General features: G+C 61.5%; 12 protein-coding genes. 11 read left to right on the forward strand and 1 reads right to left on the reverse strand.

Annotated features, from left to right (window positions below):
• Positions 1 to 240 precede the first annotated feature (240 nt).
• The 11 genes from mcpP (at position 241) to AA098_RS15705 (ending at position 12,390) form a co-directional block, all read left to right on the forward strand.
• On the forward strand, positions 241 to 1,875 hold the full coding sequence (gene mcpP / locus AA098_RS15655) for a methyl-accepting chemotaxis protein McpP (protein ID WP_003253911.1): 1,635 nt from the start codon (positions 241 to 243) through the stop codon (positions 1,873 to 1,875).
• A gap of 539 nt (positions 1,876 to 2,414) precedes the next feature.
• Positions 2,415 to 2,981 (forward strand): nicotinamide riboside transporter PnuC, encoded by a 567-nt coding sequence (gene pnuC / locus AA098_RS15660; protein ID WP_003253912.1) that lies wholly within the window; start codon positions 2,415 to 2,417, stop codon positions 2,979 to 2,981.
• The gene (locus tag AA098_RS15665) at positions 2,978 to 3,547 is read left to right on the forward strand and encodes an AAA family ATPase (RefSeq protein WP_060538424.1); all 570 of its coding nucleotides are present in this window, start codon (positions 2,978 to 2,980) and stop codon (positions 3,545 to 3,547) included. The genes pnuC and AA098_RS15665 overlap by 4 nt, the downstream gene beginning before the upstream one ends.
• Positions 3,548 to 3,844: 297 nt before the next feature.
• Positions 3,845 to 4,282: a hypothetical protein gene (locus tag AA098_RS15670; RefSeq protein WP_003253914.1), complete on the forward strand. Its 438-nt coding sequence runs from the start codon at positions 3,845 to 3,847 to the stop codon at positions 4,280 to 4,282.
• 1 nt (position 4,283) lies between these two features.
• Positions 4,284 to 4,862: a hypothetical protein gene (locus tag AA098_RS15675; protein WP_003253915.1), complete on the forward strand. Its 579-nt coding sequence runs from the start codon at positions 4,284 to 4,286 to the stop codon at positions 4,860 to 4,862.
• 49 nt (positions 4,863 to 4,911) lie between these two features.
• Entirely contained in the window at positions 4,912 to 6,363 is a 1,452-nt protein-coding gene (locus AA098_RS15680; protein ID WP_060545033.1) for a hypothetical protein, read from the forward strand.
• A gap of 61 nt (positions 6,364 to 6,424) precedes the next feature.
• Positions 6,425 to 7,105: a C39 family peptidase gene (locus AA098_RS15685; RefSeq protein ID WP_003253917.1), complete on the forward strand. Its 681-nt coding sequence runs from the start codon at positions 6,425 to 6,427 to the stop codon at positions 7,103 to 7,105.
• A 45-nt stretch (positions 7,106 to 7,150) separates the two neighbouring features.
• Entirely contained in the window at positions 7,151 to 7,903 is a 753-nt protein-coding gene (locus AA098_RS15690; protein ID WP_064614697.1) for a hypothetical protein, read from the forward strand.
• 46 nt (positions 7,904 to 7,949) lie between these two features.
• Positions 7,950 to 9,230, forward strand: a complete 1,281-nt coding sequence (locus AA098_RS15695; RefSeq protein ID WP_064614698.1) for a hypothetical protein — start codon at positions 7,950 to 7,952, stop codon at positions 9,228 to 9,230.
• Positions 9,231 to 9,365: 135 nt separating this feature from the next.
• Complete coding sequence (locus AA098_RS15700) at positions 9,366 to 11,567, forward strand: LTA synthase family protein (protein WP_064614700.1); 2,202 nt, start codon at positions 9,366 to 9,368, stop codon at positions 11,565 to 11,567.
• A 94-nt stretch (positions 11,568 to 11,661) separates the two neighbouring features.
• Positions 11,662 to 12,390, forward strand: a complete 729-nt coding sequence (locus AA098_RS15705) for a thioredoxin family protein (protein WP_064614702.1) — start codon at positions 11,662 to 11,664, stop codon at positions 12,388 to 12,390.
• A gap of 615 nt (positions 12,391 to 13,005) precedes the next feature.
• On the opposite strand, the gene ureG is transcribed toward AA098_RS15705, so the two are convergent.
• Entirely contained in the window at positions 13,006 to 13,629 is a 624-nt protein-coding gene (ureG, locus tag AA098_RS15710) for an urease accessory protein UreG (protein WP_003253923.1), read from the reverse strand.
• Positions 13,630 to 13,637: the final 8 nt, after the last annotated feature.

Raw genomic sequence — 13,637 nt, forward strand, 5'->3', positions numbered from 1 at the left:
GCCTTACACGGCCCGGCTGTTTTACAGCGACTGTTGGGCGCAACGCCAGCGGAAAAGTTCATGCCTGTTAAAGGTTTCATCTTGCGCGGCCGAAATCCTGACAGAGCCCCTTGGCAATTGCTTTACCCGACCCGTTGCAGACTATCACCAACATAGCACTTAGCCATTAGTCGGGTGTGGGCTCGCTGCAAAGCATGCTTCGATGCACCTCAATAAAAAGAACAATGCGGGAGCTGATGGATGAACACTCTGAGATCGATGTCAATCAGTCAGCGCCTGTGGCTGATCCTTGTGGTGGCAGTGGCCATGCTGGTGGTACTGGGCCTGCTGATGCTGCGGCAGATCCATGGCGACCTGTACCAGGCCAAGGCGGAGAAAACCCGCCATGTGGTGCAAACCGCCGCGGGTGTGCTGGCCTATTACCAAGGCCTGGAAGCTGCCGGCACGCTCAGCCGCGAAGCCGCCCAGCAACAGGCGCTGCAGGTAGTGCGCGCGCTGCGCTACGACCATGACGACTATTTCTGGATCAACGACCTGGGGCCGAAGATGATCATGCATCCGGCCAACCCCAAGCTCGACGGCCAGGACCTTTCAGCCATCCGCGACCCCGATGGTTTCGCCGTGTTCAACGAAATGGTCGCCCTTGCCCGCCAGCAGGACGCCGGCCCGGTCAACTATCGCTGGCCCAAGCCCGGCGCCAGTGAGCCGGTAGCCAAGACCTCGTATATTCAGTTGTTCAAGCCGTGGGGCTGGATCATCGGTTCGGGCGTGTACGTCGATGACGTGCAGGCCGAATTCGCTCGCCAGTTGCGCGACGCTTCGCTGGTTGGCGTGGGCATTGCCCTGCTGATGGCGCTGGTGGTCATGCTGATCGCCCGCAGCATCGCCCGCCCGCTGCAGGAAGCGGTGCAGGCGATGGGCAACATCGCCAGCGGCGAAAGCGACCTGACCCGGCGCCTGGACACCCATGGCAGCGACGAGATCACCCACCTGGGCGAGCACTTCAACCGCTTCAACGGCAAACTGCAAGGTGTCGTCGGCCAACTGCAAGGCGCGGCCCACGCATTGGCCCAGTCCGCCGGGCACGTCGGTGACAATGCGGGTGCCGCACAACAGCGCAGTGCCCAGCAATCGTTGCAGATGGACCAGGTGGCCACTGCAGTCAATGAGGTGACCTACGCCGTGCAGGACGTGGCCAAGACCGCTGAACAGGCCGCCGGAGAGATGCGGACGGCACAACAACAGGTGACGCACGGCCAGCAGGCCATCCACGGCAGCCTGGCGCAGATCGACCGCCTGTCGCTGACCATCGATGAGGCCGTACAGGTAATCCGCGACCTGGCCGGCCACAGCACGCGCATCGGCGGCGTGCTGGACGTGATTCGTTCCATTGCCGAACAGACCAACCTGCTGGCGCTGAATGCCGCCATCGAGGCTGCACGGGCTGGCGAGCAAGGCCGAGGCTTTGCCGTGGTCGCCGACGAGGTGCGCCTGCTGGCCCAGCGTACAGCACAATCGACGGCCGAGATTCATACCATGATCGAGCACCTGCAGAGTCAGTCGGACGCTGCGGTCAAGGCCATAGACACCAGCAGCGAGGCATCGCGCCAGACTGTCGAACAAGCCCGCGAGGCCGGCGCCAGCCTGGACGCCATCAACCAGGTGCTGAACAACCTCACCGCATTGAATGCCTCCATTGCCAGCGCTACCTTGCAGCAGTCGCATGTGGTCGAAGAGATCAACCGCAATGTGCTGGATACTGCCGGGTTGTCGCAGCAGACCGCCGATGCGGCGCGTCAGTCCAGCGATGCCGGGGTGGCATTGGGGCGGTTGAGCGAAGAGCTGGAGCAGTTGTTGCGGCAGTTCCGGGTCTGAGAACAAGCCCTTTGTGGGAGCGGGCATGCCTGCTCCCGCAGGTATCGAGTGACCTTCAAGCCTGCGCTGCAACCTGTGGGAGCAACTGTCTTGCTCAATTTCTGAAAGCTGGCGCGATTGGAGTGGGAGCGGCCTTGTGTCGCGAAAGGGCCGCGTAGCGGCCCCCGACAATCTGCGCATCAAAGCCGAAATCCCGGGGCCGCTTTGCGGCCCAATCGCGACACAAGGCCGCTCCCACAGGGCGCGTGTAGCCCGCTGAAGGTCAGTGATGATACGCGTCATCTTCACCGGCAAAGCTGATTGACACACCACTGGATGGGTGGAGGGGAAGCAGAGTGACCAGGATGCGGCGGGGCGCTGGTAATCAAGGCGCCGCCGATCCTTTGTGGGCATGCCCGCGAAGGAAGCAACGCGGTGGATGGCACCGGCGCTGCCGGTGTTCGCGGGTAAACCCGCTCCTACAACCGGCTGCGCCCTACACCTTCACCGGCCGACCCGCTACAATCTCGCCCCTTCCCCGTAGCCTCCAAGGATCGCCGATGTCCGGCCTTGAACTCATTGCCGCCCTCCTCGGCGTAACCGCTGTCTGGCTCACGGTCAAGCAGAACGCCTGGTGCTGGCCAATTGGCCTGGTCATGGTGCTGATTTATGGCTGGCTGTTCTACGAGGTAAAGCTGTACTCGGGCATGTTGCTGCAAGTGGCCTACGCCATCCTGCAACTGTACGGCTGGTGGCAATGGAAGCGCCCCGGCCACGCTGAAGACGCCCGTCAGGTCTCCCGCCTGCAACGCCCGGCACTGTTCACCGGCCTGGCCACCGGGGTGCTGCTGAGCGCCGCCCTGGGCGCGGCCATGGCCAACTGGACCGATGCCGCCCTGCCCTGGCTGGATGCCACCCTGACCGGATTCAGCCTGGTAGCGCAGCTGTGGATGGCGCAGAAACGCCTGCAGTGCTGGCCACTGTGGGTGGTGGTCGACATCATCTATGTGGGCCAATACCTGCATCAGCAGTTGTATTTCACCGCAGGCTTCTTCGCCGTGCTCACCCTCATTGCTGTACGCGGCTGGCTGGAATGGCGCCGCGACCCGGCGTTGGTACAGCCATGAGTGCGCAGCAAGCAATGAAAGTGCTGGTACTGTGCGGCCCAGAATCCAGTGGCAAAAGCTGGCTTAGCGGGGTGATCCAGGCACATTTTGGTGGCGTGGTGGTGGGCGAGTACGTGCGCCATTTCATCGACCAGCAATGCCGTGACACCTGCTACGCCGATATTCCCGCCATCGCCCGCGGGCAACTGGCATGGGAGGACCGTGCGCGTGAGCAGGCACCCCCACTGCTAATTCTGGACACCCACCTGCTGAGCAACATGCTCTGGAGCCAGGCACTGTTCGACGACTGCCCAACCTGGCTGGAAGAGGCACTGCTGGCACGGCGTTACGACCTGCACCTGTTGCTCAGCCCGCAAGGGGTGGACTGGATTGCCGATGGTCAGCGTTGCCAACCCGACCTCAGCGATCGTCAACGCTTTTTCGACGACAGCCAGGCGTGGCTGACACGGCACAACCAGCCGCACCAAATACTTGATGGCAATTGGCCGCAGCGCCAATTGCTGGCCTTGCAATCGGTTGCTATGCTGCTTGGTAGCGATGCGCCAGCATGCCCAGCCGAGTGTTAAACCACTGACACACCCCGTTGGGGCAAAGCCCCCGAAATTGCGGGGCTTCCCCCTGTCCTGGGTGCAGTGTCAAGCCTGTGAAACACACCTGCAAAAACCCTTCCAATCAAGGCCACAGCTGCCTTTGCCGGCAACGCTCGAAGCAAGCTGTTTCAAGCCTGAGACAGCATGCGTCGCACTTTGTCAGCCTCTTGCCCTAACTATCTGATCTAAAACAGATTCTAAAAAGCGGCACACCTTCTGCTCTGTCGTTCGCATCGCTGAACAGGGCCAGCGCTCAAAGAAGGAGTTGCCGTCGTGAGGAAACGTGACAAACGCCTCTATCACCTATTACTGGTGGGTTGTGTACTGGGGTCACTCAGCCTGACGGCTCAGGCGGACAAGGGGATCATCATCATCAAGCGCGATGTGCAGGTGCGCAACGCGACCATCCCCCCTCTGATCCCAGACCCGAGCCCTACCACCGTCAATGCCAACCCTTCTGCCCACGTGCTCAAGCAAACCAACGAGCTGAGCGATGGCGACTTCGCCGGCATCAGCAGCGGTGCAGGCATCAGCAACCTGGTCACCCAGCAGACCAACAACCTGGGTGGCAACCTCGGCAACCAGAACCAGCTTCCCAACTTGGCGGGCGGACGCGGCACGGGGTCGGGTAACGGTATTTCGAACATGGTCAACTCGAGCGTGCAGCGTGGCCTCGCGCCGCTGCAGATTCTGACCGGCGGGGGCAAGTGAGATGAAGCGCACACTGCTGATGCTGGCCGCCCTTTGCACTGCACCGGCCTTTGCGCAATCCCTGGTTCCCGTCATCAACAACGCCGATATCGACAGCTCAGGCAGCCGCTATCAGGGCAACCTCTCTGTCAACCAGGCCGCTGGCGACAAACAGCAGCAAGTCAATGCGCGCGCCATCGCCGTCGGCCCCGAAGCCAATGCAAGCACCCAGATCCGGCAACGGCTCGACACGCCCGCCGACCCCGCGATGGACGCCCGCTCAACCATCCAGGGCAACGCTTTCAGCAACGGCAGCGGTGCCCTGGGGGTCAACCAGAGCGCAGGTGCCAACACCCAGCAAGCCAACGCACTGAACATCAGCATTGGTGCACAACCGCAAAGCATCGACGACAGCGTCCTCATGCAGCAGAACGTGGCGCTGATCAACAACTCCGGAGCAACTGACATTCCAGCAGGCTATCGCCAGGTCACCACCAGTGACCAGGCCTTCACCGGTAGCCGAGGGGTGATCCAGTTGAACCAGAGTGCCGGGGTGGGAAACCGAATGGCCAACACCTTGAGCATCCGGGTCGCGGATTGACCCTGCAGTTAAGAACGACACTTAACCTAATAGCGTACGGAGAATCACCATGAAACCCTCGATGGCAATCAAGCCTCTGGTTTTCGCAATTGCTGCGGTCATGGCTGTTGCTGTACAAGCTGGGCAAAATGATCGGCGTAATGACCACCATAACGGCCACCACAACAATGGTCATCACACGCCTCCACCCACCAAGATCCCTGTGTATGCAACGGCCAATGCCTGGGACACCCAAACCAGCACTGGCAACCGCATCTCCAATGAAGGCACCATCAACGAAGCCGAGATGAGTGACTCTGGCACCGGCTCCAGCGGCAACGTTGGCATAAACGTGGCGGCCGGTAACGGCAACCAGCAAGATAACGCCGCTGCCATTGCCAACGCAGGCTCCGACTCGAGCCTGGACAACAGCTTCGTGTTCGGCATGGCCAGTGCCACAGCTGACGTTGTGCAAACCAGCAGAAACAACCGGGTCGACAACTATTCGACCCAGTCTTCGGCTGTGATGAGCGGCTCGGCCAGCGGGGCTGAGGGCAACATTGGCATCAACGTTGCCGGTGGCGACCTCAACCAGCAGAAAAACACCATGGCCATCGCCAACACCGGTGCCCCGCTGGGTAACGCCACTGCCACGGCTTCAGCCAATCAGGACGGCCCAGGCCTGATTGTAAACAACAGCGCCGACCGCACCTATCGGGTGGATACGATTACCATCACCAAATCGGCCAGCGGTTCAAGCTCGAAGGAAGGCAGCTTCAACTCGACCGACGACCGCAGCTCGTCTTCGAGCTTCAGCGTCGCCGGTGCGCAAAGCGCCAGTTCCAGCGGCTCCAGTGGCTGGAACTCCAGCGGCTCGCAATCCAGCAATGCCAGCGGCTCCAACAGTTCGAGCGCAAGTGGCTCGAGCGGCTGGGGTGCCAGTGGCTCTGCCAGCGGCAGCCACAGCGCCTCGAGCAGCGCCAGCCTGGCAGCTTCGCTGGACGCTGCAGCCAACGCCACGCGTACCTTTACCACCGATGATGGCCGTCGCGAGCGCACCCGCTCCAGCACCTTCGATGGTTCGCTGAGCGCGTCGCTGGATGTGTCGGTCGACAAGTCGCACGAAAGTGCATACGACTCGTCGTTCGAGAAAGCATTCGACTCCAACTACGACAAGTCGCATCAATCGGCGTATGACAAGTCCAAAGAATCTTCGTACACCAAGTCTCACGACTCTTCGTACGAGAATGCTTCGGCGTCTGAGTTCTCGAAGTCTGGCGAGAAATCGAAACAATCCTCGAACGACGTTTCGAAGAGCTACAGCGAAAGCAGCGCCTACGACTTGAGCAATACTGTGTCCTTCCAAGTGCTGACCCCGACCGGCTGGGCCAACCCAGTTACCAACACTGCAACCCTTAGCGGTTCGGTGAACGGTGGCAGCGGTAACCTGGGCGTGAACGTAGCAGCCGGTGTGGGCAACCAGCAAAGCAACTCGCTGGCCATCTCCAACACTTCGTTCTGACCGCTGTGCTTGAGGCCCCCTTCGGGGGGCCTTTCTTCAACACACCCTAAGGCATCCGATCATGCGTATTTTCGCCTTGGCGTTTTTGCTGTGCCTGGCCAGCGTGAGCGAAGCTGCACAAATGCCGCTGTCCGTCCTGCCGGGCGGCGCTGTGGTGTTCAAACCGATCCAGAGCTTGCGTGAACGCAAGTTCGCCGACCTGGTGCAACAAAAGACCGACTTCAGCTGCGGCGCCGCCGCGCTGGCGACCATCCTGCGCCAGGCGTACTGGCTGGATGTGGACGAACATCAGATCATCGAAGGCATGCTGGCCCACGCCGACCAGGACCTTGTGCGTACGCAAGGCTTCTCGATGCTCGACATGAAGCGCTACGTCGAAAGCCTCGGGATGCGTGCCCGCGGTTACCGGGTGGCGCCTGAAACCCTGCACAGCGTACGCATTCCTGTCGTGGTGCTGATGGATGTGCGCGGCTACAAGCACTTCGTGGTCATGCAGAAAGTCGACAAAGGTTGGGTGTACATCGGTGATCCGGTGCTGGGCCACAGGCGATACAAGGTCGATGATTTCCTCAAGGGCTGGAACGGCATCATCTTCGCGGTGATCGGCCAGGGTTACGACAAGAACAACATCCTGCTCGACCCGCCCCTGCCACTGACCGCCAAGGGCCGGGTGAACAACTTCACCCCCGTGCAGGACTCAGAGCTGCTGGACTTCGGCTTCATCAGAAGCGACTTCTTCTAACGACTGTTCTAATGACAAGGAGCATGAGGCTCCAGGGAGCATTTCATGAAGACTTCATTGTGGTTGGCCATCGCCTGCCTGGCAGCCAGCCTGCCCAGTCACGCAGAGGCGTTGAAACCCATCGAACTGAAGGACCAGGAGCTGGCCAACCTGCGGGGCCGCTATGTGATGCCCGGACGAATCGTGAGCTTCGGCATTGTCATGTCCAGCACCTGGCAAAATGCAAAAGGGGATGTGATCGGGGCAACGTCCACGCTGCAGGTTCAGCAATCGACCATCAAACCCCAGTTCTATGTATCGATGATCGATAGAAAAGGCGCAGGTGCGGCGCCGAGCAGCGCGTCTGCGGCCGGGACTGGCGTGGTAACGGGCGGCAACGGCCTGACCACCACCGAAGGTGTGACCCAGGTGGTCCGTGCAGCCGGTGACAACAACGCCGCTTACAACAACGTCGACATCAACGTGACCAAAGCCAACCAGGCCCCCGCTGCACAACAGCAAGGCCAGGTACTGGCCGCCGGCCAGACCCTGGTCGGGGAAAATGGCGCCGGCGCGCTCAGTGTCTCCTCAAGCGGTGTGGGCGTGCAGCTCAACATCAATGCCAGCAATAACCAGGGCAGCAGCGTACAACGCCTGGCTCAAGGTGGCCTGTTGCAGAACTCGACGCTGCTTGGCAACGGCAACCTGGTCAACAACGTCACCACCCTGAACGTTGTCATGCGCGAGAGCGTGCCGACAGCGGCTTCCCTCAACGGTAGCCTCGACCAGCTCAAAGGTCTTCGCACCTTCGGATACTGATCTACGCTCAGTCTCATCAAAAGTAGTTGGAAGGGACGGCAACTCCATGTACCGATCTTTTACGCTCAGAGCTTTTGTGTGCTTGACTACCTTGGCCCCCGCCACCGCACTTTACGCAGCCGCCGACCCACAAGTCGAAGCGCTGAAACAGGAACTGATTGAACTCAAACGCCGCTATGAGGCACAGCAACAGGCACTGATGGTGCTGGAGCAACGTGTGCGTCAGGTCGAGGAGGCCCCTGCTGCCGCGCAACCCAAACGCTTGGTCAAGTCTCCGGCCGAGGGGGTGAAAGGTGCGCAGACCGTCGCCTCTGGCGCACCGGGCACTACAGGGAGCTCCTACGGCCAGGCGCTGACAGCCGATTCCGAGCCGGCGCAAAGCGTTTCCAACCTGTATGACGAAGCCAGCGGATTCTTTGGCGGGGGCAAGTTCAGCTTCGAAACCGGCGTCACCTATACCCATTACGATACCCGTGCGCTGACCCTCAATGGCTTTCTGGCACTGGACTCGATCTTCCTCGGCAGCATCAACCTTGACCGGATCAAGGCTGACAACTGGACCCTGGACATGACCGCGCGCTACAACCTGGCGCAGCGCTGGCAGTTCGATATCAACGTCCCCGTGGTTTACCGCGAATCCACCTACTCGTCTGGCGGTGCGGGGGGAGCCGGGGCAACCACTTCCGATGCCAGCGTGACCCGCGACCCGGAAATCGGCGATATCAACGTTGGGGTGGCCTATAAATTCCTCGACGAGGACGATACCTGGCCTGACGCAGTGGCCACCCTGCGAATCAAGGCGCCGACCGGCAAAGACCCCTATGGCATCAAACTGCGCGAGGTGGACGGCAACAACAACCTCGCGGTACCGGAAAGCCTACCGACCGGCAACGGTGTATGGTCGATCACACCGGGCATCTCGCTGGTCAAGACCTTCGACCCGGCCGTGCTGTTCGGCAGCCTGTCCTACACCTACAACATGCAAGACTCGTTCAGCGACATCAGTCCGCAGGTGAACAGCAAGGTGCCGGGTGACGTCAAGCTTGGCGACTCGTGGCAGATCGGCGGTGGCATCGCCTTTGCCCTGAACGAAAAGATGAGTATGTCGTTCTCGGTATCCGACCAGTTCGCCCGCAAGAGCAAGATCAAACCTGATGGCGGCGACTGGCAATCGATCTCCAACAGTGACTACAACGCCGCCAACTTCAACATTGGCCTGACCTTCGCCGCCACCGACAACCTGACCATCGTGCCCAACCTGTCCATTGGTCTGACCGATGACGCACCTGACTTTTCTTTCAGCCTGAAATTCCCTTATTACTTCTGATAGTTGCCATCGGCCGGGCCTGTGCGAACGGGCCCGGCTTTGGTTACAAGCCTTGTAACCGGCCGCCTTCCCTGCCCAGGCCTGATATCATCAAGCACAGATGCATGACGATTTAATGGCAAAAGGGAAGTTTTTGTGAAGAACCTGTCCGACCACCCAAGCACCCGGCTTGCCGCTTTGGCGGCCCTGGTGCTGGTGATCCCACTGGGTACGCGCGCCATGCTGGGTTGGTCCAACCCGTTCGGTTACCTGTCCGATCTCGCCCTCGGCAGCCTGTTGATAGTGCTGCTACACCGCAGGCCGTGGTGGCTGGCGCTGCCCGTGCTGCTGGCCTGGGCGGCGCTGTGGGTGGCCTCGGCCGAGCTGGTAAGCGCAGTGGGCCGACTGCCCACCAGCGCCGACCTTAATTACCTGACCGACCCGCAATTCATGGAGAATTCGACCGGTGGCGGCCTGGCCCATGCCTGGTTGCCCTGGGCCCTGGGTGGCGGCTTGCTGGCCTGGCTGGCCTGTGCGTGGCGCAGCCGTGCACGGCGTAACCTGCCACTGCCGCGCAAAGCCTGGGCCATACCCGTACTGCTGTTCGGCGCGCATTGGGGCAGCCAGCAGTTGCTACCTTCCGATGCCGACCAGTGGCGGCAATACAACCTCCCCCACCAGTTGATGTCTGCCGGCGTCGGTAACCTGCAACGCCAGGTCGAAGGCTGGATGGGCCGCACGCAACCCTTCACCCCGCTGGCCAGCAGCGGCCTGACTCAATCCGACCTGCATGGGCAAAGGCTGCTTGCCGGCCCGGGAAGCGCCCGCAACTTGCTGGTGATTACCCTGGAAGGCATCCCGGGCGCCTACCTGCAGCCTAACCGCCAGGCGCTGAACAGCCGTTTCAACGACGACTTGATGCCCAAGCTCAGCAAGTGGGCCGAGCGCGGCATGAACACCCCAGACTACGTGCTGCACACCCACCAGACCATCCGTGGCCTGTATGCGATGCTGTGCGGCGATTACGACAAGCTGGCCAACGGCACGCCCAAGGGCGTAGAACTGCTGACCCAAAACGAACGCAACCAGGCCTGCCTGCCGGCGCAATTGCGCCAGGCCGGCTTCACCACCCACTACCTGCAAGGCGCGGGCCTGCGCTTCATGGCCAAGGACCGCATCATGCCGCACATCGGTTTCGATTCGGTGCATGGCCAGGAGTGGTTCGCCAACAAGAACTACCTGGACTTCCCGTGGGGCAAGGATGACCGCGCCTTCTTCGAAGGTGCCCTGGGCTATGTGGGCCAGCTGCAGAAGCAGGACAAGCCATGGATGCTGACGTTGCTCACCGTGGGCACCCACCAGCCCTATTCGGCACCGGCCGAGTACCTCGAGCGCTTCGACACACCGAAACAGGCAGCGGTCGCCTACCTGGATGACGCAGTCGGGGCATTTCTTGACAATCTCGAGCGCCAGGGCGTCCTCAAGGACACACTGGTGGTGGTGACTTCCGACGAGTCTCACGGCATCGATGGCGTGCGCCTGGCGTCGTCCTGGGGCTTCAACCTTACCCTGGCGCCGGAGCAAGCCCAGCTGCCAACCATCAAGCGCGGCACCTACGGCCATATCGACCTGGCCACCTCGCTGCTCGACTACTTCGCACTGCCCATTCCTGTGGCGCTTGGCGGTCGCTCGTTGTACCGCGACTACGACAGCGGCCGCGAAATGATCTCCTACACCAACGGCATGCTGCGCTACCACAATGGCCAGGGCCTGTTCACTGAATGTGACTTCCAACAGCGCTGCCGGCGTTATGCCAGTGAGGGCTTTATCGCCGACCAGGCCCGCTACCTCGGTCCGGCCGACAGCCTGCTGGGCCAACAGATCGGCGCCTTGGCCGGGGTGCTCGACCAATCCTTGCTGCAAACCCCGCTCAACCTGCGCTACCAGTTCGGCGGCCCTTCGCCGATCAAGTTGCGCAAGCGCATTGACGATGACTGGGCCGACAACCTCATTGGCGCCCAGTATCTGGAAATGCCCGGAGGCTCGCATACCCGCGTGCGGGTCAAGGTCCGCTCGCTGGACCCTGAACGTGCGGCTTATATCCGGCTCAAGGCCAAGCAGTTGGAACAGGACGTGCCGCTGGGCCTGCCAGAAGAGGTAAAGGTCACTGCCGACGCGCCACTGGAGATGGAGTTCAGCTTCGACAACCCGACCGAGCGCAAGGCGTTTTCCTTCCACTTGCTGGGCTATGGCGGCGGCAAGGTAGAAGTCAGCGACTTCAGCGTGATCACCGCCCTGCCGGGTGAGGATGACGGCGCCGATGAGCTGGCCGAGGGGCATTTCGCTCATTCGGGCTAAGCAGGTACCGCTCATCGCCCGGTCACCGGTGCTTGTCGAATCGACCTGGTCGTACTCGACCAAGGTGTGAATCCCCCAGCGAGGAGACAGCACCATGAGCACCCGCGAAAGCAGGCACCCGGTGGTTTCCCGCAGCCAGTGGCTGGCAGCCCGCCAGCAACTGTGGCTGCACGAAAAGGCGTTTACCCACCACCGCGACGCGCTAGCTGCAGCCCGTCGCGCCCTGCCTTGGGTAAAGGTCGAGCAGGATTACCGCTTCTTCGGCCCGAACGGCGCGTTGAGCCTGGCCGACCTGTTCGCAGGCCGCAGCCAGTTGTTGCTTTACCACTTCATGTTCGCCGAGGGTTGGAGCGAGGGCTGCCCCGGCTGCTCTTTTCTGGCCGACCACTTTGACGGCGCCAACCTGCACCTGGCCCACCACGATGTGTCGCTGGTGGCGGTGTCACGGGCCCCGTATGCCGAATTTCAGGCATTTCGCCAGCGCATGGGCTGGCAGTTCCCGTGGTATTCGTCGCATGGCAGCCCCTTCAACGAGGACTTTGGCGTCAGTGTCGGCAGTGAAGGCCAGCGGCAGTACAACTATGAGCCGTATGTGGGCAATGAAAGCGAGCTGCCCGGCTTGAGTGCGTTTTTCCGCGAAGGCGACGGCAGCGTGTACCACACCTACTCAACCTACGCTCGCGGGCTGGACATTCTGGTCAACACCTACAACTTCCTCGACATTGCGCCACTGGGGCGCAATGAAGGTGGGACCATGGACTGGGTGCGGCACCATGACCGCTATGAAGGGCAACCGGACAAGCCTCACTGCTGTCACAAATGATGCAGGCAACACACACCTGTGGGGCAACTGTCTTGATCAACATTCGAAGGCTTGCGCGGTCGCCCCGTAGGAGCGGGTTCACCCGCGAAAGGGCCGGCCCTGCTGGCCAATCTCGACCTGCCGTTCACCGTTGCCGCCGCTACCGTATTCGCGGGTAAACCCGCTCCTACACCTGATCGGGGGTGGACACACATCGGTGATTGGACACAGCCCGTCGTGTAGGAGTGGGTTCACCCGCGAAAGGGCCGGGCCTGCTGGCCAATCTCGACCCGCCGTTCACCGTTGCCGCCGCTACCGTATTCGCGGGTAAACCCGCTCCTACACACGATCATTGGTGGACACACATCGGTGGTTTGACACAGCCCGTCGTGTAGGAGCGGGTTCACCCGCGAAAGGGCCGGGCCTGCTGGCCAATCTCGACCCGCCGTTCACCGTCGCAGCCGCTACCGTATTCGCGGGTAAACCCGCTCCTACACACAGATCGTTGGTGGACACACATCGGTGATTGGACACAGCCCGTCGTAGGAGCGGGTTCACCCGCGAACACCGGCAGAGCCGGTGCCAGCCACCGCGTTGGTCTCTGTGCGGACATGACCGCACAGAGACCTCGATCTGTCAGGCTCGCACACCCAGCATCCCGCGCTCGACGATAAAGTCGATCACCGCCTGCAACCCCTCGCCCTTCTTCAGGTTGCTGAAGGTCCAGGGCCGCTGTGGCCGCATGCGCTGGGTGTCGCGCTCCATCACCTCCAGTGAAGCCCCTACATAAGGCGCCAGGTCGGTCTTGTTGATCACCAGGAAGTCGGACTTGGTAATGCCTGGGCCGCCCTTGCGCGGGATTTTCTCGCCCTCGGCCACGTCGATCACGTAAATGGTCAAGTCAGCCAGCTCCGGGCTGAACGTGGCGCTGAGGTTGTCACCGCCGCTTTCCACGAAAATGACTTCGAGGTTACCGAACTTGCGCGCCAGCGCTTCGACCGCCGCCAGGTTCATCGAGGCGTCTTCACGAATGGCCGTGTGCGGGCAGCCGCCAGTTTCAACGCCAACGATGCGCTCCGGCTCAAGGGCGCCGGCCTCGGTGAGGATGCGCTGGTCTTCCTTGGTATAGATGTCGTTGGTAACCACGGCAATCTGGTAGTGATCGCGCATGGCCTTGCACAGCGCTTCCAGCAGAGCGGTCTTGCCAGAGCCGACCGGGCCGCCGACACCGACGCGCAGGGGTTGTTGATAGCTTTGCATGCAGGCAG

Origin of the sequence: Pseudomonas sp. JY-Q (genome assembly GCF_001655295.1) — a bacterium.
Taxonomy (GTDB): Bacteria; Pseudomonadota; Gammaproteobacteria; order Pseudomonadales; family Pseudomonadaceae; genus Aquipseudomonas; species Aquipseudomonas alloputida.

Coding starts and splice junctions, on each gene's coding strand:
- AA098_RS15685 (WP_003253917.1), top strand. CDS start 6,425: ATGCGTATTTTCGCCTTGGCGTTTTTGCTGTGCCTGGCCAGCGTGAGC.
- AA098_RS15675 (WP_003253915.1), top strand. CDS start 4,284: ATGAAGCGCACACTGCTGATGCTGGCCGCCCTTTGCACTGCACCGGCC.
- pnuC (WP_003253912.1), top strand. CDS start 2,415: ATGTCCGGCCTTGAACTCATTGCCGCCCTCCTCGGCGTAACCGCTGTC.
- AA098_RS15690 (WP_064614697.1), top strand. CDS start 7,151: ATGAAGACTTCATTGTGGTTGGCCATCGCCTGCCTGGCAGCCAGCCTG.
- AA098_RS15665 (WP_060538424.1), top strand. CDS start 2,978: ATGAGTGCGCAGCAAGCAATGAAAGTGCTGGTACTGTGCGGCCCAGAA.
- AA098_RS15695 (WP_064614698.1), top strand. CDS start 7,950: ATGTACCGATCTTTTACGCTCAGAGCTTTTGTGTGCTTGACTACCTTG.
- ureG (WP_003253923.1), bottom strand. CDS start 13,629: ATGCAAAGCTATCAACAACCCCTGCGCGTCGGTGTCGGCGGCCCGGTC.
- AA098_RS15705 (WP_064614702.1), top strand. CDS start 11,662: ATGAGCACCCGCGAAAGCAGGCACCCGGTGGTTTCCCGCAGCCAGTGG.
- mcpP (WP_003253911.1), top strand. CDS start 241: ATGAACACTCTGAGATCGATGTCAATCAGTCAGCGCCTGTGGCTGATC.
- AA098_RS15680 (WP_060545033.1), top strand. CDS start 4,912: ATGAAACCCTCGATGGCAATCAAGCCTCTGGTTTTCGCAATTGCTGCG.